Source organism: Streptomyces sp. NPDC058086 (genome assembly GCF_042885015.1).
Taxonomy (GTDB): Bacteria; Actinomycetota; Actinomycetes; order Streptomycetales; family Streptomycetaceae; genus Streptomyces.
The window spans coordinates 1-21,665 of record NZ_JBHVST010000068.1 but is presented as its reverse complement, the minus strand read 5'-3'; the positions used below and the strand labels follow the sequence as shown (position 1 = coordinate 21,665).

Annotated in this window: 21 protein-coding genes; 15 read left to right on the top strand and 6 right to left on the bottom strand. The window is 68.6% G+C overall.

Annotated features, from left to right (window positions below):
- Positions 1-21 precede the first annotated feature (21 nt).
- Complete coding sequence (locus tag ACFVWD_RS38135; RefSeq protein ID WP_389602603.1) at positions 22-648, bottom strand: DUF3043 domain-containing protein; 627 nt, start codon at positions 646-648, stop codon at positions 22-24.
- Positions 649-894: 246 nt separating this feature from the next.
- On the opposite strand from ACFVWD_RS38135, the gene ACFVWD_RS38130 reads away from it, so the two are divergent.
- From ACFVWD_RS38130 to ACFVWD_RS38115, 4 genes are all read left to right on the top strand, one after another.
- Entirely contained in the window at positions 895-1,686 is a 792-nt protein-coding gene (locus ACFVWD_RS38130) for a PspA/IM30 family protein (protein ID WP_101408192.1), read from the top strand.
- A gap of 30 nt (positions 1,687-1,716) precedes the next feature.
- The gene (locus ACFVWD_RS38125) at positions 1,717-1,995 is read left to right on the top strand and encodes a hypothetical protein (RefSeq protein ID WP_389602602.1); all 279 of its coding nucleotides are present in this window, start codon (positions 1,717-1,719) and stop codon (positions 1,993-1,995) included.
- 230 nt (positions 1,996-2,225) lie between these two features.
- The gene (locus ACFVWD_RS38120; protein WP_389602601.1) at positions 2,226-3,449 is read left to right on the top strand and encodes a sensor histidine kinase; all 1,224 of its coding nucleotides are present in this window, start codon (positions 2,226-2,228) and stop codon (positions 3,447-3,449) included.
- On the top strand, positions 3,446-4,129 hold the full coding sequence (locus ACFVWD_RS38115) for a response regulator (protein ID WP_389602600.1): 684 nt from the start codon (positions 3,446-3,448) through the stop codon (positions 4,127-4,129). The genes ACFVWD_RS38120 and ACFVWD_RS38115 overlap by 4 nt, the downstream gene beginning before the upstream one ends.
- Positions 4,130-4,163: 34 nt before the next feature.
- Here the strand turns inward: ACFVWD_RS38115 and nadA are convergent, their stop codons facing one another.
- Positions 4,164-5,348: a quinolinate synthase NadA gene (gene nadA / locus ACFVWD_RS38110; RefSeq protein ID WP_389602599.1), complete on the bottom strand. Its 1,185-nt coding sequence runs from the start codon at positions 5,346-5,348 to the stop codon at positions 4,164-4,166.
- A gap of 318 nt (positions 5,349-5,666) precedes the next feature.
- On the opposite strand from nadA, the gene ACFVWD_RS38105 reads away from it, so the two are divergent.
- Positions 5,667-6,023, top strand: coding sequence for an iron-sulfur cluster assembly accessory protein (locus ACFVWD_RS38105; RefSeq protein ID WP_067363548.1), 357 nt, complete (start codon positions 5,667-5,669; stop codon positions 6,021-6,023).
- Positions 6,024-6,137: 114 nt separating this feature from the next.
- Here the strand turns inward: ACFVWD_RS38105 and ACFVWD_RS38100 are convergent, their stop codons facing one another.
- Together ACFVWD_RS38100 and ACFVWD_RS38095 are read right to left on the bottom strand one after the other, a co-directional pair.
- On the bottom strand, positions 6,138-7,703 hold the full coding sequence (locus ACFVWD_RS38100) for a hypothetical protein (protein WP_389602598.1): 1,566 nt from the start codon (positions 7,701-7,703) through the stop codon (positions 6,138-6,140).
- A gap of 99 nt (positions 7,704-7,802) precedes the next feature.
- Positions 7,803-8,018 carry a hypothetical protein gene (locus ACFVWD_RS38095; protein WP_389602597.1) on the bottom strand — a complete coding sequence of 72 codons (216 nt, stop codon included), beginning with the start codon at positions 8,016-8,018 and terminating at the stop codon, positions 7,803-7,805.
- 134 nt (positions 8,019-8,152) lie between these two features.
- Here ACFVWD_RS38095 and ACFVWD_RS38090 point away from each other — a divergent pair, with 134 nt between their 5' ends.
- Positions 8,153-9,127: a carbohydrate kinase family protein gene (locus tag ACFVWD_RS38090; protein WP_075026442.1), complete on the top strand. Its 975-nt coding sequence runs from the start codon at positions 8,153-8,155 to the stop codon at positions 9,125-9,127.
- Between the two features lie 54 nt (positions 9,128-9,181).
- On the opposite strand, the gene ACFVWD_RS38085 is transcribed toward ACFVWD_RS38090, so the two are convergent.
- Entirely contained in the window at positions 9,182-10,573 is a 1,392-nt protein-coding gene (locus tag ACFVWD_RS38085; protein WP_389602596.1) for a cysteine desulfurase/sulfurtransferase TusA family protein, read from the bottom strand.
- A gap of 332 nt (positions 10,574-10,905) precedes the next feature.
- Between ACFVWD_RS38085 and coxB the strand changes: the two genes are divergently transcribed.
- The 4 genes from coxB to ACFVWD_RS38065 all read left to right on the top strand — a co-directional run bounded on the left by coxB (position 10,906) and on the right by ACFVWD_RS38065 (position 15,406).
- Positions 10,906-11,865 carry a cytochrome c oxidase subunit II gene (gene coxB, locus ACFVWD_RS38080; RefSeq protein ID WP_389602595.1) on the top strand — a complete coding sequence of 320 codons (960 nt, stop codon included), beginning with the start codon at positions 10,906-10,908 and terminating at the stop codon, positions 11,863-11,865.
- The gene (ctaD, locus tag ACFVWD_RS38075) at positions 11,862-13,598 is read left to right on the top strand and encodes a cytochrome c oxidase subunit I (RefSeq protein WP_389602594.1); all 1,737 of its coding nucleotides are present in this window, start codon (positions 11,862-11,864) and stop codon (positions 13,596-13,598) included. The genes coxB and ctaD overlap by 4 nt, the downstream gene beginning before the upstream one ends.
- Positions 13,595-13,993: a cytochrome c oxidase subunit 4 gene (locus tag ACFVWD_RS38070; RefSeq protein WP_168490649.1), complete on the top strand. Its 399-nt coding sequence runs from the start codon at positions 13,595-13,597 to the stop codon at positions 13,991-13,993. The genes ctaD and ACFVWD_RS38070 overlap by 4 nt, the downstream gene beginning before the upstream one ends.
- A gap of 150 nt (positions 13,994-14,143) precedes the next feature.
- On the top strand, positions 14,144-15,406 hold the full coding sequence (locus tag ACFVWD_RS38065) for an Ig-like domain-containing protein (protein ID WP_389602593.1): 1,263 nt from the start codon (positions 14,144-14,146) through the stop codon (positions 15,404-15,406).
- 58 nt (positions 15,407-15,464) lie between these two features.
- On the opposite strand, the gene ACFVWD_RS38060 is transcribed toward ACFVWD_RS38065, so the two are convergent.
- Positions 15,465-15,866 (bottom strand): response regulator transcription factor, encoded by a 402-nt coding sequence (locus ACFVWD_RS38060; protein ID WP_075026437.1) that lies wholly within the window; start codon positions 15,864-15,866, stop codon positions 15,465-15,467.
- Positions 15,867-16,059: 193 nt separating this feature from the next.
- On the opposite strand from ACFVWD_RS38060, the gene ACFVWD_RS38055 reads away from it, so the two are divergent.
- The 5 genes from ACFVWD_RS38055 to trpD all read left to right on the top strand — a co-directional run bounded on the left by ACFVWD_RS38055 (position 16,060) and on the right by trpD (position 21,500).
- Complete coding sequence (locus ACFVWD_RS38055; RefSeq protein WP_060902037.1) at positions 16,060-16,680, top strand: heme-copper oxidase subunit III; 621 nt, start codon at positions 16,060-16,062, stop codon at positions 16,678-16,680.
- Between the two features lie 92 nt (positions 16,681-16,772).
- Positions 16,773-17,582 carry a c-type cytochrome gene (locus tag ACFVWD_RS38050; protein ID WP_389602592.1) on the top strand — a complete coding sequence of 270 codons (810 nt, stop codon included), beginning with the start codon at positions 16,773-16,775 and terminating at the stop codon, positions 17,580-17,582.
- A complete protein-coding gene (locus ACFVWD_RS38045; RefSeq protein WP_389602591.1) occupies positions 17,579-18,643 on the top strand; it encodes a Rieske 2Fe-2S domain-containing protein in 1,065 nt (354 codons plus the stop codon). The genes ACFVWD_RS38050 and ACFVWD_RS38045 overlap by 4 nt, the downstream gene beginning before the upstream one ends.
- Positions 18,640-20,280, top strand: coding sequence for a cytochrome bc complex cytochrome b subunit (locus ACFVWD_RS38040; RefSeq protein ID WP_389602590.1), 1,641 nt, complete (start codon positions 18,640-18,642; stop codon positions 20,278-20,280). Before ACFVWD_RS38045 ends, ACFVWD_RS38040 begins: the two co-directional genes overlap by 4 nt.
- Before the next feature lie 155 nt (positions 20,281-20,435).
- Complete coding sequence (trpD, locus tag ACFVWD_RS38035) at positions 20,436-21,500, top strand: anthranilate phosphoribosyltransferase (protein ID WP_389602589.1); 1,065 nt, start codon at positions 20,436-20,438, stop codon at positions 21,498-21,500.
- Positions 21,501-21,665 lie beyond the last annotated feature (165 nt).

Genomic DNA, 21,665 nt, shown 5'->3' with positions numbered 1-21,665 from the left:
CTCCGGAGAACGATGTCGCGCTCAGGGCCGCTCTCCGCGCTTGACCTGCGGCTTGGGCAGCCGGAGGCGACGCATCTGGAGGGTGCGCATCAGCGCGTACCTGACCGCGCCCTTAGTGGGCACGTCGGGGAAGCGGGCGGGCAGCTGCTTCTTCAGACGGATCGCGATGCCGATCGAGTCGACCACGATCATCACGATCACCACGAGCCACAGCAGCAGCGCGACGTTCTGCAGCGGGCCCACCCGCACCATGCTCAGCACGAGGATGACCACGGCCATCGGCAGGAAGAACTCAGCGACACAGAAGCGCGAGTCCACGAAGTCGCGTGCGAACTTCCGCACCGGCCCCTTGTCACGGGCGGGCAGATAGCGCTCTTCGCCGTTGGCCAGGGCCTGGCGCTGCTTCTCCATCTGGACACGACGTTCGTCGCGCTGCCGCTTGGCCGCCTCCTTGCGCGTCGTCGGCGTCGTGGCGACGCTGCGACGCTGGGTTTGGGCCTCACTGCGCTTGGGCGTGGGGCGGCCCTTGGGGGCCTGCGGGTCACGGGTCTGCTTGGAGTCGGTCACCTGCGCCTTGTCGGCGGGGGCCTTCTCTTCCTTGGCACGGCTACGGAACACAAAACCCAAGGGTACGGGGTGCGGCGGCATGGACGTCGATCGAGTGGGGAACGATCCGGCAACACCGCACGTCTGTAGTGGGACAGAGGGGACGTTGTGTACGGGTGGACCCCGAGTCCCACCTACTCCCTACGCCGGAGCGGTGCCGTACGCAGTCGTCCTTGGGGATGAGCGCATCCGTCCCCGAACAGTGCGGTAATGGATGCAGGGCCCGTACTGTGGGTTCTGTTGCAGTACCTGGAGCTGGAGTCCGTCAGAAGGGGGCGCGCGAAGCCCATGAGCGGTGTCATGAAGCGTATGGGGATGATCTTCCGCGCGAAGGCGAACAAGGCCCTTGACCGGGCCGAGGACCCGCGCGAAACCCTCGATTACTCGTACCAGAAGCAGCTGGAGCTGCTGCAGAAGGTGCGCCGCGGCGTCGCGGATGTGGCGACCAGCCGCAAGCGCCTCGAACTTCAGCTGAACCAGCTCCAGAACCAGTCCACCAAGCTGGAGGACCAGGGCCGCAAGGCGCTCGCGCTCGGCCGCGAGGACCTGGCCCGTGAGGCGCTCTCCCGCCGGGCGGCGCTCCAGCAGCAGGTGACGGACCTGGAGACGCAGCACCAGACCCTCCAGGGCGAGGAGGAGAAGCTCACCCTCGCGGCGCAGCGGCTCCAGGCCAAGGTGGACGCCTTCCGTACCAAGAAGGAGACCATCAAGGCGACCTACACGGCGGCCCAGGCGCAGACCCGTATCGGAGAGGCCTTCTCCGGCATCTCCGAGGAGATGGGCGACGTCGGCATGGCGATCCAGCGTGCCGAGGACAAGACCGCGCAGCTGCAGGCCCGCGCCGGCGCGATCGACGAGCTGCTCGCCTCCGGTGCGCTCGACGACCAGTCCGGTCTGGCCAAGGACGACATCCAGAGCGAGCTGGACCGGCTCTCCGGTGGTACGGATGTAGAGCTGGAACTGCAGCGTATGAAGGCCGAGCTCGCCGGTGGTTCGCCGCAGCAGGCGATCGAGGGCGGCACGGGACAGTCCCAGTCGCAGTCCCAGCCGCGGGACACCCCGCGCTTCGACAAGCAGTGACCCACGCCTAGGGCGCCTGAGGAGGGCGACATGATCGTACGGATCATGGGGGAGGGGCAGGTGAGGTTGGACGACAGCCACCTCACCGAACTGAACAAGCTGGACGACGAGCTGCTCGCCGAGATGGAGAGCGGTGACGAGGCCGGCTTCCGCCGCACCCTGAGCACTCTTCTCGACTCGGTCCGCCGCCTGGGCGCTCCGCTCCCCGACGAGGCCCTGGAACCCTCGGACCTCATCCTCCCGTCCCCGGACGCGACCCTCGAAGAGGTCCGCGCCATGCTGACCGACGAGGGCCTGATCCCAGGCTGACGGTTCCCTCCGGCGGGTGAGCGGGGGGACCTCCTCAGCTTCGGAAGTGCCTTGGCTGCGGGCCGGTGGGGGCTGGTCGCGCAGTTCCCCGCGCCCCTCAAGGGCGCTGGCGCGCATCTTTCAGCCCGTCCGGGGTTCGAGGACGAGGCCGTTCAGGCCGATAGCGGGGGTCGTCGGAGATATCCAGAGCCCCGTTCCGCCCCCTGCAAGGGCCCCGTACCGTAAAACGAGTGAGCACCCTAGAGCGCACGAAGTACAGACTCCGTGCGCATCCCATGGCCCTGGACGCCACCCTGGCGACCGGCGTACTCGTGACGATGATGGCCAGCTCCTTCGTCGACCCCCACAGGGAGAACGGAGCGACCTGGGGCACGCACACCCCGAACGTCCTCAGCCTCACCCTCATGGTGCTCAGCGCCGCCGCCCTCGTGTTCCGCCGCCGCGCCCCCAGAACGATCCTCGCCACGACCGGCGCCTTCTCCGCCCTGGAACTGGTGGCCAGCGACCCCAGAGCCCCGGTGGTGATGTCCGCCGTCGTCGCCCTCTACACCGTCGCGTCGGCCACGGACCGCCCCACCACCTGGCGCGTCGGCCTGCTCACGATGACGGTGCTGACGGCCTGCGCGATGCTGGTCGGCCCCCTGCCCTGGTACGCGCAGGAGAACCTCGCGATCTTCGCCTGGACGGGCATGGCCGCCGCCGCGGGCGACGCCGTACGCAGCCGCCGCGCCTTCGTGCACGCCATCCGCGAACGCGCCGACCGCGCCGAGCGCACCCGCGAGGAAGAGGCCCGCCGCCGGGTCGCCGAGGAGCGGCTGCGCATCGCCCGCGATCTGCACGACGTCGTCGCCCACCACATCGCCCTCGTCAACGTGCAGGCCGGAGTCGCGGCCCATGTGATGGACAAGCGCCCCGACCAGGCCAAGGAAGCCCTCGCGCACGTCCGCGAGGCCAGCCGCTCGGCCCTCAACGAACTGCGCGCCACCGTCGGCCTGCTGCGCCAGTCCGGCGACCCCGAGGCCCCCACCGAGCCCGCCCCGGGCCTCGCCCGCCTCGACGAACTCGCCGACACCTTCCGCAACGCCGGACTCCCCGTCGAAGTCGCCCGCGCCGACCACGGCACCACCCTCCCCGCCGCCGTCGACCTCGCCGCGTACCGCGTCATCCAGGAAGCCCTCACCAATGTGCAGAAACACGCGGGCCCGGAGGCGAAGGCCGAGATCAGCGTCGTACGCGTGGGACCGAACGTGGAAGTGACCGTCCTCGACAACGGACCCGGGCAGGACGGCGGCCCGGAGGAGGGCGGCGGGCACGGGCTGCTCGGGATGCGCGAGCGGGTCACCGCGCTCGGCGGCACCTGCACGACCGGTCCCCGCTACGGAGGCGGCTTCCGGGTCCATGCGATCCTTCCGGTCAAGAACCGCACCGCGCCCGCCCTGGGGGACTCCGCATGACCATCCGTGTCCTGCTCGCCGACGACCAGGCGCTGCTGCGCAGCGCGTTCCGTGTCCTCGTCGACTCCGAGCCCGACATGGAGGTCGTCGGCGAGGCGTCCGACGGCGCGGAGGCGCTGCGGCTCACCCGGGAGACCCGCGCCGACGTGGTGTTGATGGACATCCGGATGCCGGGCACCGACGGCCTCGCCGCCACCCGGCTGATCAGCGCCGACCCGGGACTCGCGCACGTACGGGTGGTCATGCTGACGACCTTCGAGGTCGACGAGTACGTGGTGCAGTCGCTGCGGGCCGGCGCCTCCGGCTTCCTCGGCAAGGGCGCGGAGCCGGAGGAGTTGCTGAACGCCATCCGGATCGCGGCGGGCGGCGAGGCACTGCTGTCCCCGGCGGCCACCAAGGGGCTGATCGCCAGGTTCCTCGCCCAGGGGGACGGTGCGGACGAGGGCCGGGGCTCCGCCCGGGCCGAGCGGCTCCAGGCGCTCACCGGGCGCGAGCGCGAGGTGCTCGTCCAGGTCGCGGGAGGCCACTCCAACGACGAGATCGCCGAGCGGCTGGAGGTCAGTCCGCTCACCGTGAAGACGCACGTCAACCGGGCCATGGCCAAACTCGGCGCCCGCGACCGGGCCCAACTCGTCGTCATCGCCTACGAGTCGGGCCTGGTACGCCCGAGGGTGGAGTGATCCCGGTACGCCCGAGGGCGCAGTGATCTCCGAGTTACGGCAGCGCCAGCATCCGCTCCAGCGCCAGCTTCGCGAACGCCGCCGTCTCCTTGTCCACCTCGATGCGGTTGACCAGGTTGCCCTCGGCGAGGGACTCCAGGGTCCACACCAGGTGGGGGAGGTCGATGCGGTTCATGGTGGAGCAGAAGCAGACCGTCTTGTCGAGGAAGACGATCTCCTTGTCCTCGGCGGCGAAACGGTTCGCCAGGCGGCGGACCAGGTTCAGCTCCGTGCCGATCGCCCACTTGGAGCCGGCCGGAGCGGCCTCCAGCGCCTTGATGATGTACTCCGTGGAGCCGACGTAGTCCGCCGCCGACACGACCTCGTGCTTGCACTCGGGGTGGACGAGGACGTTCACACCGGGGATGCGCTCGCGGACGTCGTTCACCGAGTCCAGCGAGAAGCGGCCGTGGACCGAGCAGTGGCCGCGCCACAGGATCATCTTGGCGTCGCGCAGCTGCTCCGCGGTGAGGCCGCCGTTCGGCTTGTGGGGGTTGTAGAGGACGCAGTCCTCCAGGCTCATCCCCATGTCGCGGACGGCGGTGTTGCGGCCGAGGTGCTGGTCGGGGAGGAAGAGGACCTTCTCGCCCTGCTCGAACGCCCACTCCAGGGCCCGCTGGGCGTTGGAGGAGGTGCAGATCGTGCCGCCGTGCTTGCCGGTGAACGCCTTGATGTCGGCGGACGAGTTCATGTACGAGACGGGCACGACCTGCTCGGCCACCCCGGCCTCGGTCAGCACGTCCCAGCACTCGGCGACCTGCTCGGCCGTCGCCATGTCGGCCATGGAGCAGCCCGCGGCGAGGTCGGGGAGGACCACCTTCTGGTCGTCGGACGTCAGGATGTCCGCGGACTCCGCCATGAAGTGCACACCGCAGAAGACGATGTACTCGGCCTCCGGGCGCGCGGCGGCGTCGCGGGCCAGCTTGAAGGAGTCGCCCGTGACGTCGGCGAACTGGATGACCTCGTCGCGCTGGTAGTGGTGGCCGAGCACGAAGACCTTGTCCCCGAGTTTCTCCTTGGCCGCGCGGGCGCGCTCCACGAGGTCCGGGTCGGACGGCGAGGGCAGGTCTCCGGGACACTCCACGCCGCGCTCGCTCCTCGGGTCGGCCTCACGGCCGAGCAGCAGCAGGGCGAGGGGCGTCGGCTGTACGTCGAGCTCCTGGGTCTGGGCGGTGGTCACGACACGCACCCTTTCTGTTCTGCGGCTCGCTTGGATCACGGGGGCGATCCAGCGGGACATTCGGACTAGCCTTTTCGTCGAAATGACGCTATCTATCATAACCGCTTCACGTCATGTTGACGATGCCCATAGTGTCGATGTGACGTGAATCCCGGAGGTTGTCCACAGGTCGCTGTCCGCGCTGCGGAGCGTGTGCGAGCATGGGAGACGAGAACGGAAAGCCCACGGAAAGGCAGACTCTCGGCCCGGAATGAATCCGCGGCCCCGGCGGTTGCAATCGTCGGCAAGCAGTCTCCGTACAACCCGGGAGAGAAGCAGATGTCCGTATCGGACGAGAAGACCACCGTGAGCGACGGCATCATGCTGTCCGACTCCGCCGCGGGCAAGGTCAAGGCCCTGCTCGACCAGGAAGGCCGCGACGATCTGGCGCTGCGCGTCGCCGTTCAGCCCGGCGGCTGCTCCGGTCTGCGCTACCAGCTCTTCTTCGACGAGCGCTCCCTCGACGGCGATGTCGTCAAGGACTTCGGTGGCGTCAAGGTCGTCACCGACCGCATGAGCGCTCCGTACCTGGGCGGCGCGTCCATCGACTTCGTGGACACCATCGAGAAGCAGGGCTTCACGATCGACAACCCGAACGCGACGGGCTCCTGCGCCTGCGGCGACTCCTTCAGCTGAGTCCCGGCCAACGGCCAACGCGCAACGCGTACGAAGGCGGCGTCCCCCTCCGACAGGGACGCCGCCTTCGCGTATCCGGGGCCAGGTGCAGAACGGCCCGGACCGCTCCCGCGCCTATCGCGCCCGAGGCGTCTTCACCGAGGCGCCGGGCACCCTGCCCTCCGGGATCGGCGTGCCGTCCGACCCGACGACCTTCCGGTCGCCGAGCGGCTGGTCGAGGTGCACCGTCTTCTCGTACACCTTGGCGATGAGGATGCAGATCTTGCCCTGCCACGGTGTCTCGGTCACCTTGACGGTCACCTTGTCCGTGCTCTCGCTCGCCGAGGCGGAGTAGTCCGCGCACACCCCGCCCGTGAAGCTCACGGTCAGGTCCTTGCCGTCGGCCGTGTAGCCCTGCACCTTGACGTCGCGGGACGTGGGCGCCGCGGTCGGCGGCGGGCTGGGGGTGGCGGTCGGTGTCGGCGCCCGGGTCGGCTCCGGCGAGGTCAGGTACTTCGGGTCGACCGCCGGATGCGTCACCGTGAAGGCGGAGTCCGTGCCCGTCGGCCGTACCTCGAACAGCCAGGAAGGCACCAGTGTCTGGTGCCCGGACACGAAGTGCGAGGCCAGCCCGAAGACGGCCTTCTCGACGGCCACCGACTCCCGCTTCGGCACCGTCGTCGACGCGCCGCACGGCGTCTCGTCACGGTCCTTCAGCGGTACGGCACTGGCGCAGCCGCCGGGTCCCATGCGCCCGCCGCCCGGCGTCGCGAGGGATGCCGGGCCGTTCATCAGGTCCAGGGTCTTGCGCGCGCTGATCACGGGATACGTGTCGCCCTTGACCGGCGTCTTCAACAGACCGTTGCCGCCCACCACCTGGCCGTCCGGGCCGACCTGGACGCCGGTCGTCCAGCCGTACGTGGGCAGGCCCCCGACCTTCGGGTCCGCGTTCACCACCCGTACGGCGCCCATGAGCTCGCTCGCGTCCAGCTTGGCGTCGTCCTGGCCCAGCGCCTTCAGCACGGGCACGGCGGCCTTCTTCGCGGCGGCCTCGGTCACCGCGTGGCTGCTCGGGGAGCCGGGGTCGCTCCTGCACACCGCGCCCTTGCAGTTGTCGGTGCCGGGCGCATACCGGCTGAACGTCCAGGTCCCGGGGGCCCGCTGGTTCACCTGGAGGCTGGGTCCCGAGCCGTCCTTGTCCTGGCCGACCTTCCAGATCTCGCCGGTGAGCTTCGGGGTGCCCGCGATGTCGAGGGCCTTCGCGAGGCGGGCCACCTCGGCCGCCGTGACCTCGCCCTTCGCCGCGTAGACGGGCGCGGAGTCCGGGCCGGCGGGCAGGGTGCCGTCCGCGTGGTAGGTCGCGCCGTAGGGGTTGGGCTCACCGGGCGCGATATCGCCCGTACCGCCCGTGCCACCCGTACCGCCCTCGGTGTAGCCGTCGAGGGCCAGCGGCGGGGGAGTGCCGTCGGCGCCGGGGGTCGCGGAGTGGCCGCGGTCGCTCCCGCCGCCGGACGCGGTCGCCGCGAAATAGGCCCCGCCACCGCCGACGAGCAGCACCGCCGCCGCGACCGACGCGACGGCCGCCGGGGAATGGCGGCGGCGCGGCTTCGCCTGCTCGCCGCCGTCCTCGGGGGGCTCGGGCGCTTCGGTCTCGGGTCGCTCGGTGCTCACCGCATCGCTCCTTCTGGTCGTACACCGCATCCCCTTTACGGGGGACAGCGATGGGACGCAGCGGGGGAGCGCACGGTTCCCTGCGGGCGCCGTTCGGGGCCGCCCTCTTCGAGATCCTTTCGGGTCCTGTCAGTCGCCGTAGTCGGACATCGCGTCCAGCAGGCGGGCTGACGCGGGAGGCACGGTCACCCCGTGGATGCGCGACGGGGACACGGGAAGGTCGGGACGGGAGATGATCGGGTCCGGTACAGCCCAGTGCCGGGCCATGGCGCCGTCGCCGCGCAGCGACGCCAGGCCGCCTTCGAGGTCGTGCGGAACGGAGCCGTGGACCTTGAGGTTCGTCATGACGGAACCGTATGCACGCCGAGCGTTACGAAGAAAGACCTACTATCGGGTAGTTTTGACCGCTTCAGAGGGCACGTGTCGACCGGGTAGCGTGGACTGTCAATCCCCTTCCGTCGCAGGAGCGTGTCCTCGCCGTGCGTATCGCAGTCACCGGCTCCATCGCCACTGACCACCTCATGACCTTCCCCGGCCGTTTCGCCGACCAGTTCGTCGCGGACCAGCTGCACACGGTCTCCCTGTCCTTCCTGGTCGACAACCTCGACGTACGCCGGGGTGGCGTCGGCGCGAACATCGCCTTCGGCATGGGACAGCTGGGCACCCGGCCGATCCTGGTCGGGGCCGCGGGCTCCGACTTCGACGAGTACCGGGCGTGGCTCGACCGCCACGGCGTCGACACCGACTCGGTCCGGATCTCCGAGGTGCTGCACACCGCGCGCTTCGTGTGCACCACGGACTCCGACCACAACCAGATCGGCTCCTTCTACACGGGCGCGATGAGCGAGGCCCGGCTGATCGAGCTCAAGTCGGTCGCGGACCGGGTCGGCGGCCTCGACCTCGTCCTGATCGGCGCCGACGACCCGGAGGCGATGCTCCGCCACACGGAGGAGTGCCGCTCCCGCACGATCGCCTTCGCCGCGGACTTCTCGCAGCAGATCGCCCGTATGAACGGCGACGAGATCCGGATACTGCTGGACGGGGCGACCTACCTCTTCTCCAACGAGTACGAGAAGGGGCTCATCGAGTCCAAGACCGGCTGGAGCGACGAGGAGATCCTGTCGAAGGTCGGTCACCGTGTGACGACCCTCGGCGCACGGGGCGTGCGCATCGAACGGGCCGGTGAGGACCCGATCGAGGTCGGCTGCCCGGACGAGGAGCGCAAGGCGGACCCGACGGGCGTCGGCGACGCGTTCCGCGCCGGCTTCCTCTCCGGCCTCGCCTGGGGAGTCTCCCTGGAGCGCGCCGCCCAGGTCGGCTGCATGCTCGCGACGCTGGTCATCGAGACGGTCGGCACCCAGGAGTACCAGCTCCGCCGCGCCCACTTCATGGACCGCTTCACCAAGGCGTACGGCGATGACGCGGCCATCGAGGTCCGGGCCCACCTGGCCTGATCACCGAGGTCCGGGCCCGCCCGGCCTGATCAGGACACCCTTCCGGCCGACCGCCTAGGACACCCGGCGGACCACATAGGCGAAGCCGTGGTCCGCCGGCTCCTCCCCGACGTACTCCTGCCCCCGCATCTCGCACCACGCCGGGATGTCCAGCCGGGCGGCCTCGTCGTCCGAGAGGACGCGAACCGTGCCGCCCACCGGCACGTCCCCGATGACCTTGGCCAGTTCGATGACCGGAATGGGGCAGAGCTTGCCGAGGGAGTCCACCACGAGCGCGTCGGAGCCGGAGGGGGACGGGAAGGGCGGCGCCGACGCCGTCGGGGCGCCGAGTTTCTCGCGTACGTCCGCGACCGCGCCCGGCAGCACCGACAGGAACCGGTCGATGTCCTCGGACGGCGTACCCGGCGGCAGCGAGATTCGGACGTTGCCCTCGCTCAGGACGCCCATCGCCTTCAGGACATGGCTCGGGGTCAGTGTGCTGCTCGTACAGGAGGAGCCGGAGGAGACCGAGAAGCCCGCCCGGTCCAGTTCGTGCAGGAGCGTCTCCCCGTCGACGTACAGGCAGGAGAAGGTGACGATCCCCGGGAGCCGGTGAACCGCGTCCCCGACCACCTCCACGTCCGGGACCAGTTCGGGCACCCGTACGCGGATCCGTTCCGTCAGTTCACGCAGGCGCGCGGCCTCCGCGGCCGCCTCCGCCCGTACCGCCCGCAGCGACGCCGCCGCGGCCACCACGGCCGGGATGTTCTCGAAGCCCGCCGCCCGCCCCGACTCCCGCTCGTCCACGGGCCCTTGGGGAGCGAACCGCACCCCCTTGCGCACGACGAGCAGTCCGACCCCCGAAGGGCCGCCCCATTTGTGGGCACTTGCCGTCAGGAGGGACCAGTCGCCCTCCACCCGGCGCCAGGGCAGTGACTGCGCCGCGTCCACCAACAGCGGCACCCCCGCCGCCCGGCACGCCTCCGCGACCTCCCGCACCGGCTGCTCCGTGCCCACCTCGTGGTTGGCGGACTGGAGGCACGCGAGCGCGGTGTCGGGGCGCAGGGCGGCGGCGTAGGAGGAAGGGGAGACGGTGCCCGCGCGGTCGACGGGCACCGTCGTCACCGAGCCGCCCGCCGCCTCGTGGACCTCTGCCGAATGGAGTACCGACGAGTGTTCGACGGCTGACACGATCAGGTGGCGTCCGACGCGCCGGCGGCCCGCCAACGCACCCTCGATCCCGGAGTGCACCGCCCGGGTGCCGGACGAGGTGAAGGTCAGCTCGTCCGGGCGGCACCCCACCGCCTCGGCCGCCGCCTCGCGCGCTGCGTCGAGCAACAGCCGGGCCCGCCGCCCCTCCCGGTAGAGCCGCGCGGGATCGGCCCACCCCTCGTCGAGCGAGGCCTGCAGGGCCTGCCGGGCGACGGGATGAAGAGGAGCAGCGGAAGCAGCATCGAAGTAGGCCACACCCCAACGCTAAAGCCCCGGTCAGGGCAGCGCCCCAGAGGGGCGCGGGGAACGGCGCGACAAGCCACAACGAGCCCGCAGCCGCCGAAGGACCTGGTCGACCGGGCTACGAGGCGCCCGAACCCCCCGTCAGAAAGCGACCCAGGGCGGGGCATCCCACCCCTTCAGAGTGACCCGCGGCGCGTTGGGCACCCTCCCCGCGCGACCCCAAATAGCGTCCAGTAGGGTTTGGTCCGCATAAACATCCAAACCCCTGCCCGACGCAGGGCGGCGACCGACCAGCGAGAAGGCCGCAGCCAACAGCGCGGGCGAGACTCTCGGGAAGGCGCTACGTGAGTCCCAACGGCTCCGACCGCTCGCCGCGGCGCCCGATGCGGCGGAAGCTGCTGCAGGCACTGACTGCGGGCCTGGTCCTGGCGACCGCCACCGGTTGCACATACAAGGACTTCCCCCGCCTTGGTATGCCCACCCCGACCACGGAAGAGGGTCCGCGGATCCTCTCCCTGTGGCAGGGGTCCTGGGCGGCCGCGCTCGCCGTTGGCGTGCTGGTGTGGGGCCTGATCCTGTGGAGTGTGTTCTTCCACCGGCGCAGTCGCACCAAGGTCGAAGTTCCTCCGCAGACCCGGTACAACATGCCCATCGAGGCGCTGTACACGGTGGTCCCGCTCATCATCGTCTCGGTGCTGTTCTACTTCACCGCCCGCGACGAGACGAAGCTCCTCAGCCTCAATCCGAAGCCGGACGTCACGGTCAACGTGGTCGGCTATCAGTGGAGCTGGGGCTTCAACTACATCGAGGACGTTCCCGGTGTCACCGGCAACGCCAAGATCGACCCGAACCTGGCCGCCATTCCGGACCGGTTCAAGAAGGACTTCCCGGCGAACGCCGGCGGTGTCTACGAGGTCGGTACGCCGGGTGAGCGGAACCCGCAGACGGGCAACCCCGGTCCGACCCTCTGGCTGCCCAAGGGCAAGACGGTCCGCTTCGTCCTCACTTCGCGTGACGTCATCCACTCCTTCTGGGTGGTGCCGTTCCTGATGAAGATGGACGTCATCCCGGGCCACACCAACTCCTTCCAGGTGACCCCCAACAAGGAGGGCACCTTCCTGGGCAAGTGCGCCGAGCTGTGCGGCGTCGACCACTCCCGGATGCTCTTCAACGTGAAGGTCGTCTCCCCCGAGCGCTACGAGGCCCACCTCAAGCAGCTCGCGGCGCAGGGACAGACCGGTTACGTCCCGGCCGGCATTGAGCAGACGGGCCACGAGAAGAACCGGGAGACGAACAACCTGTGAGCATCCTCAACGAACCTCAGGGTGCCGGGGCAGCCGAAGACTCGTACGAGAACGAGCTGCCGGTGCGGCGCAAGCAGCCGGGCAACGTCGTGATCAAGTGGCTCACCACCACTGACCACAAGACGATCGGCACGCTCTACCTCGTCACGTCGTTCGCGTTCTTCATCATCGGCGGCGTCATGGCGCTGCTGATGCGCGCCGAACTGGCGCGCCCCGGTACGCAGATCATGTCGAACGAGCAGTTCAACCAGGCGTTCACGATGCACGGCACGATCATGCTGCTGATGTTCGCGACGCCGCTGTTCGCCGGTTTCACCAACTGGATCATGCCGCTGCAGATCGGCGCGCCCGACGTGGCGTTCCCGCGGCTGAACATGTTCGCCTACTGGCTCTACCTGTTCGGCTCGACCATCGCGGTCGGTGGCTTCCTCACCCCGCAGGGCGCGGCCGACTTCGGCTGGTTCGCCTACAGCCCGCTGTCGGACGCGGTCCGCTCGCCGGGTGTCGGCGCCGACATGTGGATCATGGGTCTGGCCTTCTCCGGCTTCGGCACGATCCTCGGTGCGGTCAACTTCATCACGACCATCATCTGCATGCGCGCCCCCGGCATGACGATGTTCCGCATGCCGATCTTCGTGTGGAACGTGCTGCTCACCGCGGTGCTGGTGCTGCTGGCCTTCCCCGTGCTGGCGGCGGCGCTGTTCGCGCTGGAGGCGGACCGAAAATTCGGTGCGCATGTGTTCGACGCCGCCAATGGCGGAGCCTTGCTATGGCAGCACCTCTTCTGGTTCTTCGGCCATCCAGAGGTGTACATCATCGCTCTACCATTCTTCGGAATCATTTCCGAAGTCATCCCGGTGTTCTCCCGCAAGCCGATGTTCGGCTACATGGGCCTGATCGCCGCGACGATCTCCATCGCCGGTCTGTCCGTGACCGTGTGGGCGCACCACATGTACGTCACCGGTGGTGTACTGCTCCCGTTCTTCTCCTTCATGACGTTCCTCATCGCCGTGCCGACAGGCGTGAAGTTCTTCAACTGGATCGGAACGATGTGGAAGGGGTCCTTGAGTTTCGAGACCCCGATGCTCTGGGCGGTCGGCTTCCTGATCACCTTCACCTTCGGTGGTCTGACCGGTGTCATCCTGGCCTCGCCGCCGATGGACTTCCACGTCTCGGACTCGTACTTCGTGGTGGCGCACTTCCACTACGTGATCTTCGGTACGGTCGTGTTCGCGATGTTCTCCGGATTCCACTTCTGGTGGCCGAAGTTCACCGGCAAGATGCTCGACGAGCGCCTCGGAAAGATCACCTTCTGGACGCTGTTCGTGGGCTTCCACGGCACGTTCCTGGTGCAGCACTGGCTGGGTGTCGAGGGCATGCCGCGTCGCTACGCGGACTACCTCGCCGCCGACGGCTTCACCGCGCTGAACACGATCTCGACGATCAGCTCGTTCCTGCTCGGCCTGTCGATGCTGCCGTTCTTCTACAACGTGTGGAAGACCGCCAAGTACGGCAAGAAGGTCGAGGTCGACGACCCGTGGGGTTACGGCCGCTCGCTGGAGTGGGCCACGTCCTGCCCGCCGCCGCGCCACAACTTCCTCACGTTGCCGCGGATCCGTTCCGAATCCCCGGCCTTCGACCTGCATCACCCGGAGATCGCCGCTCTCGACCAGCTCGAGAACGCCGGTCACGGTGAGAAGGCCCTCACTGGTGGCAAGGAGGCCGGCAAGTGAAGGTCCAAGGCAAGATGTTCCTCTGGCTGGCTGCCTTCATCCTCGTCATGGCGATCGTCTATGGCGTGTGGTCGAAGGAGCCGGCCGGCACCACGGCGCTCTTCCTGGCCTTCGGCCTGAGCGTGATGATCGGCTACTACCTGGCCTTCACGGCCCGGCGGGTCGACCAGCTGGCGCAGGACAACGACGAGGCCGATGTCGCGGACGAGGCCGGCGAGGTGGGCTTCTTCAGCCCGCACAGCTGGCAGCCGCTCGCGCTCGGTGTCGGCGGCGCGCTCGCGTTCATGGCCGTCGTCTTCGGCTGGTGGCTGCTGTACTTCGGGTTCCCGCTCATCCTGATCGGCCTGTGGGGCTGGGTCTTCGAGTACTACCACGGTGAGAACCGCACCCAGTAGCACGCTCGCGGTCCCGTAGCGATCGCTGGACACCCCGGAAGCCCGGATTCTCCTGACGGAGAGTCCGGGCTTCCTCTTTTGCCGCACGTCGCATCCCCCACACGGCTCACTCGCCGCGCCATGGTTGACGGGTGTTCATAGCGTGAGTCCATGAATCACGCACCGCGAATCCGCACGGCCGTCAGCCGCACCACGCTGGTGGTCGCGCTCGGCGCGGCCGCCGCTGCCTGCGGCGGAAGCGGCCACCCGCTCTCCGCCAGACCGTACGACGCGGCGGGTCAGCTCTCCTTCACCGACGTGGTCGGCGACAGCCGCAAGGTCGACCCGGACAAGCCCCTGGAAATCACCTCCAAGGGCGACGACGAGCGCATCACCGATGTGACGGCCGTCGACTCGTCGGGGCGCTATGTGGCCGGCGAACTCGCCGCCGACGGCTCCCGATGGCACAGCACCTCACCGCTGGCCGCGGGCGCTCACTACACGGTGCACGTGAGCACGGAGGACGAGGACGGCGCACCCGGCCGCCAGATCGTCGACTTCGAGACGACCGCGCCCAGCACCACCAAGCCTCTGGGCGTGACCCTGGGGCCCGCCTCGGGGGAGTACGGCGTCGGGCAGCCCATCACCGCCGAACTCAGCGCCCCGGTCAAGGACAAGGCCGCCCGCGCGATCGTCGAGGGCGCTCTGAAGGTCGACTCCGTGCCCGCCACGGAGGGCGCCTGGCACTGGGTGGACGACAAGACGCTGCACTACCGCCCCAAGGAGTACTGGCCCATCCACGCCACCATCCAGGCCCACAGCAACCTCAAGGGCATCAAGGTCGCCGACCGGCTCTGGGGCGGCGACGCGAAGCCCCTGACGCTCACCACCGGGGACCGCTTCGTCGCCGTCACGGACGCCGCCGCGCACTCCATGACGATCTACAGGAACGACCAGGTGATCAACCAGATCCCCGTCACCACCGGCAAGCCGGGCTACGAGACCCGCAACGGCGTCAAGGTCGTACTGAGCAAGGAGCCCTACGTACGGATGCGCGGTACCACCGTCGGCATCGCAGAGGGCAGCGCGGACTCCTACGACCTGTCCGTCTACTGGGCGACCCGGGTCACCTGGAGCGGCGAGTACGTGCACGCCGCGCCCTGGTCGGTGGGGGAGCAGGGGTCCGCCAACGTCAGCCACGGCTGCACGGGGATGAGCACCAGCAACGCCGAGTGGTTCTTCAAGAACGTCCGCCCGGGCGACATCGTGAAGGTCCAGAACTCCAACGGTGACCAGATGACCCCGTTCAACAACGGCTTCGGCGACTGGAACGTCGACTGGAAGGCCTGGCGCAACGGCAGCGCCCTGACAGCGGGCACCCCGGAGGGCCCGAAACCGATGGACCGGGCGAGGCTGCGCCCGGAGAGCGTTTGAGATCGTCCCGCGCCCCGAAAGGGGCGCGGGGCTGTGTTCTACGTGGCGGACCGAGCTCTCAGGCGCCCAAAAGGGCCTTGCGGCGGAGCAGCGAGGCCAACGCGGAGGCGAACTCGACCGGATCCACCGGAAGGGTCACCGCCGCGTCCGCACGGCTCCACGTGGCCAGCCAGGCGTCCTGAGGCCGCCCGATGAGCACCAGCACGGGCGGGCAGTTGAAGATCTCGTCCTTGATCTGCCGGCAGACGCCCATGCCGCCCATCGGAACCGCCTCGCCGTCCAGCACACAGACGTCGATCCCGCCCTTGTCCAGCTCCGTCAGGACGGCGGCGGGCGTGGCGCACTCGATGAACTCGACCTGGGGAACGTCGGGGGCCGGTCTGCGGCCGGTCGCCAGCCGCACCTGCCCCCGGGTGTTGGAGTCGTCGCTGTAGACCAGCACCGTGGCGGTCGGCTGCATTGTTCCTCCACGCATCTAAGAAGCACCGCATTGGTCGGGAACTCCTGGTACCGATGGCGCGGATGCTACCCCCTCGAACACCTCGTCAACAGCGGTTCGGACAGGGCTTCGATGGGCCATACGGGCTGGACACAACCCATCAACACCCCGAACGGCACCCCCGGGCGTGAGGGCGGGATAAGCGACCGACATAATGTCGGTCGTGGCGACAGCAACGACAGTAGAAACCGGGCACGCGCACCCGTCGGTCAATCGACCGAACCTCACCAGCGTCGGAACCATCATCTGGCTGAGTTCCGAGCTGATGTTCTTCGCGGCCCTCTTCGCGATGTACTTCACCCTGCGATCGGTGACCGGGCCGGATCACTGGAAAGAGATGGCGAGCCATCTCAACATCCCGTTCTCGGCCTCCAACACCACGATCCTGGTGCTCTCCTCCCTGACCTGCCAGCTCGGCGTCTTCGCCGCCGAGCGCGGGGACGTGAAGAAGCTCCGGATGTGGTTCAGCGTCACGTTCGTGATGGGTGCGATCTTCATCGGTGGTCAGATCTTCGAGTACACCGAGCTGGTCAAGAAGGACGGGCTCTCGCTCTCCTCCGACCCGTACGGCTCGGTGTTCTACCTGACCACCGGTTTCCACGGCCTGCACGTGACGGGTGGCCTCATCGCCTTCCTGTTCGTCCTCGGCCGCACCTACGCGGCCAAGAGGTTCACTCACGAGCAGGCGACCGCCGCCATCGTCGTGTCCTACTACTGGCACTTCGTCGATGTCGTCTGGATCGGCCTCTTCGCCACGATCTACTTGATCAAGTAACCGGGCGGCGTCTGCGGCGAACCGATCGCACGCGACGAACCGATCCATTTCCCGAAGCATCGACGCAGAAGATCCTGACACCGGGGTAATCCGTGAAAAAGCTCTCCGCACGACGACGCCATCCGCTGGCGGCGGTCGTCGTCCTACTCCTCGCGCTGGCGGCCACCGGGGGGCTGTACGCCGCGTTCGCACCCGCGAGCAAGGCGCAGGCCGATACGACCGCCCAGTCCCTTGCCATCGACGAGGGCAAGAAGCTCTACTCCGTGGGCTGCGCCAGCTGCCACGGAACCGGCGGTCAGGGGTCCTCCGACGGGCCGAGCCTGGTGGGTGTGGGCGCCGCGGCGGTCGACTTCCAGGTCGGCACCGGCCGTATGCCGGCCCAGCAGCCGGGCGCTCAGATCCCGAGCAAGAAGGTCATCTACTCGCAGGCCGAGATCGACCAGCTCGCGGCGTACATCGCCTCGCTGGGCGCTGGTCCCACGGTGCCTACGAAGAGCCAGGTCAGCCCCGAGGGCGCGGACATCGCCAAGGGCGGCGAGCTCTTCCGTACGAACTGCGCGCAGTGCCACAACTTCACCGGCAAGGGCGGCGCGCTGACGCACGGCAAGTACGCGCCTAGCCTTGAGGGTGTCGACCCCAAGCACATCTACGAGGCCATGCAGACGGGCCCGCAGAACATGCCGTCCTTCCCCGACACCACGCTGTCGGAGAAGAACAAGAAGGACATCATCGCGTACCTCAACGCGGTCAACGGTGACGACACCGAGAGCCCCGGCGGTCTGGAGCTGGGCGGCCTCGGGCCGGTCAGTGAAGGCCTCTTCGGCTGGATCTTCGGTCTTGGCGCCCTGGTCGCCGTCGCCGTCTGGGTCGCCGCTCGGACCGCAAAGGCCAAGAAGTCATGAGTAGCCAAGACATTCCAGAAGAGAACCTGCCCGCTGAGCAGGTCGACGAGCACGGTCACGGCGCGGTAGCCGTCGCGGACGAGACCAACCCGTTCGCGGACCCGGGCCTGCCGCCCCACGAGCCCCGCATCCAGGACATCGACGAGCGGGCCGCCAAGCGGTCCGAGCGCGTCGTCGCCATGCTGTTCACGTTGTCGATGCTGGCCACCGTCGGCTTCATCGCCTCGTACGTGGCGATCCCGAGGGACAAGTCGATCTTCGTCTTTCCGCTCGGGCACATCGGCGCGCTGAACTTCGCGCTGGGGATGACCCTCGGTGTGGCACTGTTCGCGATCGGCGCGGGCGCGGTCCACTGGGCCCGCACCCTGATGTCCGACGTGGAGATCGCCGACCAGCGTCACCCGATCGAGGCGGAGCCCGAGGTCAAGGCCAAGGTCCTGGCCGACTTCAAGCAGGGCGCCAAGGAGTCCGCGATCGGCCGCCGCAAGCTGGTCCGCAACACGATGTTCGGCGCGCTGGCCCTGTTCCCGCTCTCCGGCGTCATGCTGCTGCGCGACCTGGGCCCGCTGCCCGGCACCAAGCTGCGCCACACGCTCTGGTCCAAGGGCAAGCTGCTCGTCAACATGAACACGAACGAGCCGCTGCGCGCCTCCGACGTCGCCGTCGGCTCGCTCACCTTCGCCAAGCCCGAGGGCCTGGAGGAGCACGACGAGGACTTCCAGCTCCAGATCGCCAAGGCGGCTCTGATGATCGTCCGGCTCCAGCCGGAGAACATCAAGGACAAGCGTGAGCTCGCCTGGTCGCACGAGGGCATCGTGGCGTACTCGAAGATCTGCACCCACGTCGGTTGCCCGATCTCCCTGTACGAGCAGCAGACGCACCACGTGCTCTGCCCCTGCCACCAGTCCACCTTCGACCTCTCCGACGGTGCCCGAGTGATCTTCGGCCCGGCCGGTCACGCCCTGCCGCAGCTGCGCATCGGTGTGAACGAACAGGGCTACCTCGAAGCGCTCGGCGACTTCGAAGAGCCCGTCGGTCCTGCCTTCTGGGAGCGCGGATGAGCACTACCACCACTTCCGACTCGCGCCCCTCGCGCGAGAAGGCCCCGGCCGGCGAGAAAGTCGCCGACTGGGCCGATGGACGGCTCGGGATCTACTCCCTGGCCAAGTCCAACATGCGCAAGATCTTCCCCGACCACTGGTCGTTCATGTTGGGTGAGATCTGCCTCTACAGCTTCATCATCATCATCCTCACGGGTGTGTACCTGACGCTGTTCTTCCACCCGTCGATGAACGAGGTCACGTACCACGGCAGCTACGTCCCCCTGCAGGGACAGCTGATGTCCGAGGCGTTCAACTCGACCATGCACATCTCCTTCGAGGTGCGCGGTGGTCTGCTGGTCCGGCAGATCCACCACTGGGCGGCGCTGGTCTTCCTCGCCGGCATGTTCGTGCACATGATGCGCGTGTTCTTCACGGGTGCGTTCCGCAAGCCGCGTGAGGTCAACTGGCTGTTCGGCTTCCTGCTGTTCGTCCTGGGCATGTTCACCGGCTTCACCGGTTACTCGCTCCCGGACGACCTGCTCTCCGGCACCGGTGTCCGCTTCATGGAGGGCGCGGTCCTGTCCGTGCCGGTCGTCGGCACGTACCTGGCGTTCTTCCTCTTCGGCGGCCAGTTCCCGGGCGGCGACTTCGTCGCGCGGTTCTACTCGGTCCACATCCTGCTGCTGCCGGGCATCATGCTCGGCCTGGTGGTCGGCCACCTGATCCTGGTCTTCTACCACAAGCACACGCAGTTCGCGGGCCCCGGAAAGACGAACAACAACGTCGTCGGCATGCCGCTGCTGCCGGTCTACATGGCCAAGGCCGGAGGCTTCTTCTTCCTGGTCTTCGGTGTCATCGCGGCCATCGCGGCGATCGCCTCGATCAACCCGATCTGGACCATGGGCCCCTACCGTCCGGACATGGTGTCCACGGGCGCCCAGCCCGACTGGTACATGGGCTTCTCCGAGGGCCTGATCCGTGTCATGCCGGGCTGGGAGATCAACGTCTGGGGTCACACGCTCGTCCTTGGCGTGTTCATCCCGCTGGTGATCTTCCCGCTGGTCCTGGTCGCGATCGCGGTCTACCCGTTCATCGAGTCCTGGGTCACCGGCGACAAGCGTGAGCACCACATCCTGGACCGCCCGCGCAACGTCCCGACCCGGACCGCGTTCGGCGCCGCCTGGATCAGCTGGTACTTCGTCCTGCTCGTCGGTGGCGGCAACGACATCTGGGCCACGCACTTCCACCTGTCGATCAACTCGATCACCTGGTTCGTGCGCATCGGCTTCTTCGTCGTGCCGGTCATCGTGTTCGTCATCACCAAGCGTGTCTGCCTCGGCCTCCAGCGCCGCGACAAGGACAAGGTGCTGCACGGCCGCGAGTCGGGCATCATCAAGCGCCTGCCGCACGGTGAGTTCATCGAGGTGCACGAGCCGCTCAGCCAGGAGGCCCTGCACACGCTCACCGCGCACGAGCAGTACCAGCCGGCCGAGATCGGCGCGACGGTCGACGAGAACGGTGTCGAGCGCAAGGTGAGGGGCTCGGAGCGGCTGCGCTCCAAGCTCAGCGAGGGCTTCTACGGGGAGGAAAGCCAGATCCCCAAGCCCACGGTCGAGGAGTACAAGGAGATCACGAGCGGCCACGGCCACCACTGATCTTCCGACCGGTTGACCGGTCTTTACTGATCGCCACGGCGAGAGCCTCCGTCCATTGCCTGGACGGGGGCTCTTTGCCGTCTCCGGGCCTGGATAGGGTGTTCCCATCTACACAAGGCGTCCCTTTGCCGGGACGACGGACCCAGGAGCGGCTTATGAGCGCTGTGAACCCCGCTGGAGGCAACACCGCGGCGGGCCGTTCCTGGCCCGTGGTGCTGAACGGCCTGCTCGAGGGCCGCGACCAGAGCGCGGACGACACGGCCTGGGCGATGGACCGGATCATGAGCGGCGAGGCGACGGACGCGCAGATCGCCGGGTTCGCGGTGGCGCTGCGGGCCAAGGGCGAGACGGTCGAGGAGATCTCCGGTCTCGTCCGGACGATGTACGAGCACGCCAATGTGATCGAGGTGCCGGGGGACACGGTCGACATCGTCGGTACGGGCGGTGACGGCGCGAAGACGGTGAACATCTCCACGATGTCGTCGATCGTCGTGGCCGGGACCGGCGCCAAGGTCGTCAAGCACGGCAACCGGGCCGCGTCCTCCGCGTCCGGTGCCTCGGACGTCCTGGAGAAGCTCGGCGTCAATCTGGACCTGACGACGAAGCGGGTGGCCGAGGTCGCGGAGGAGGCCGGGATCACCTTCTGCTTCGCGGTGAAGTTCCACCCGGCGCTGCGTCATGTCGCGGCGGCGCGGGGGCAGTTGGGGATCCGGACCACGTTCAACGTGCTGGGTCCGCTGACGAACCCGGCGCGGGTGAAGGCACAGGCCGTCGGAGTCGCGGACCTGCGCATGGCGCCGATCGTGGCGGGCGTGTTCGCCGAGCGCGGCAACTCCTCGCTCGTCTTCCGCGGCGACGACGGCCTGGACGAGCTGACCACCACCGCGACGTCCCGGGTCTGGATCGTCCGCGACGGCAAGGTCACCGAGGAGCGCTTCGACCCGCGTGACGTCGGCCTCGAACTCGTCCCCGTGGAGGCCCTGCGCGGCGCCGACGCGTCCTACAACGCGGACGTCGCCCGTCGCCTGCTGGGCGGCGAGACGGGGCCCGTACGGGACGCCGTGCTCCTGAACTCCGCGGCGGCCCTCGTCGCCCTGTCCCCGACCGACGCACCGCTCGCGGACCAGCTCCGCGCCGCGATGACGAAGGCGGCGGAAGCGATCGACTCGGGGGCGGCGAAGCGAACGCTGGAACGCTGGGTGGCAGCGAGCCAGTCGTAGTCCACTTCTCCGCCCGCGGACCGTTGGGGATTGCCCGCGCAGTTCCCCGCGCCTCTGGGGCGGGGCTGCGCCCCGATTTCCCGCCCGCCCCGGTTTTGTTCGTCCGCGGGTGGGTGGGGGTTGCTCGCGCAGTTCCCCGCGCCCCTTTTTGGGGGCGCGGGGAAC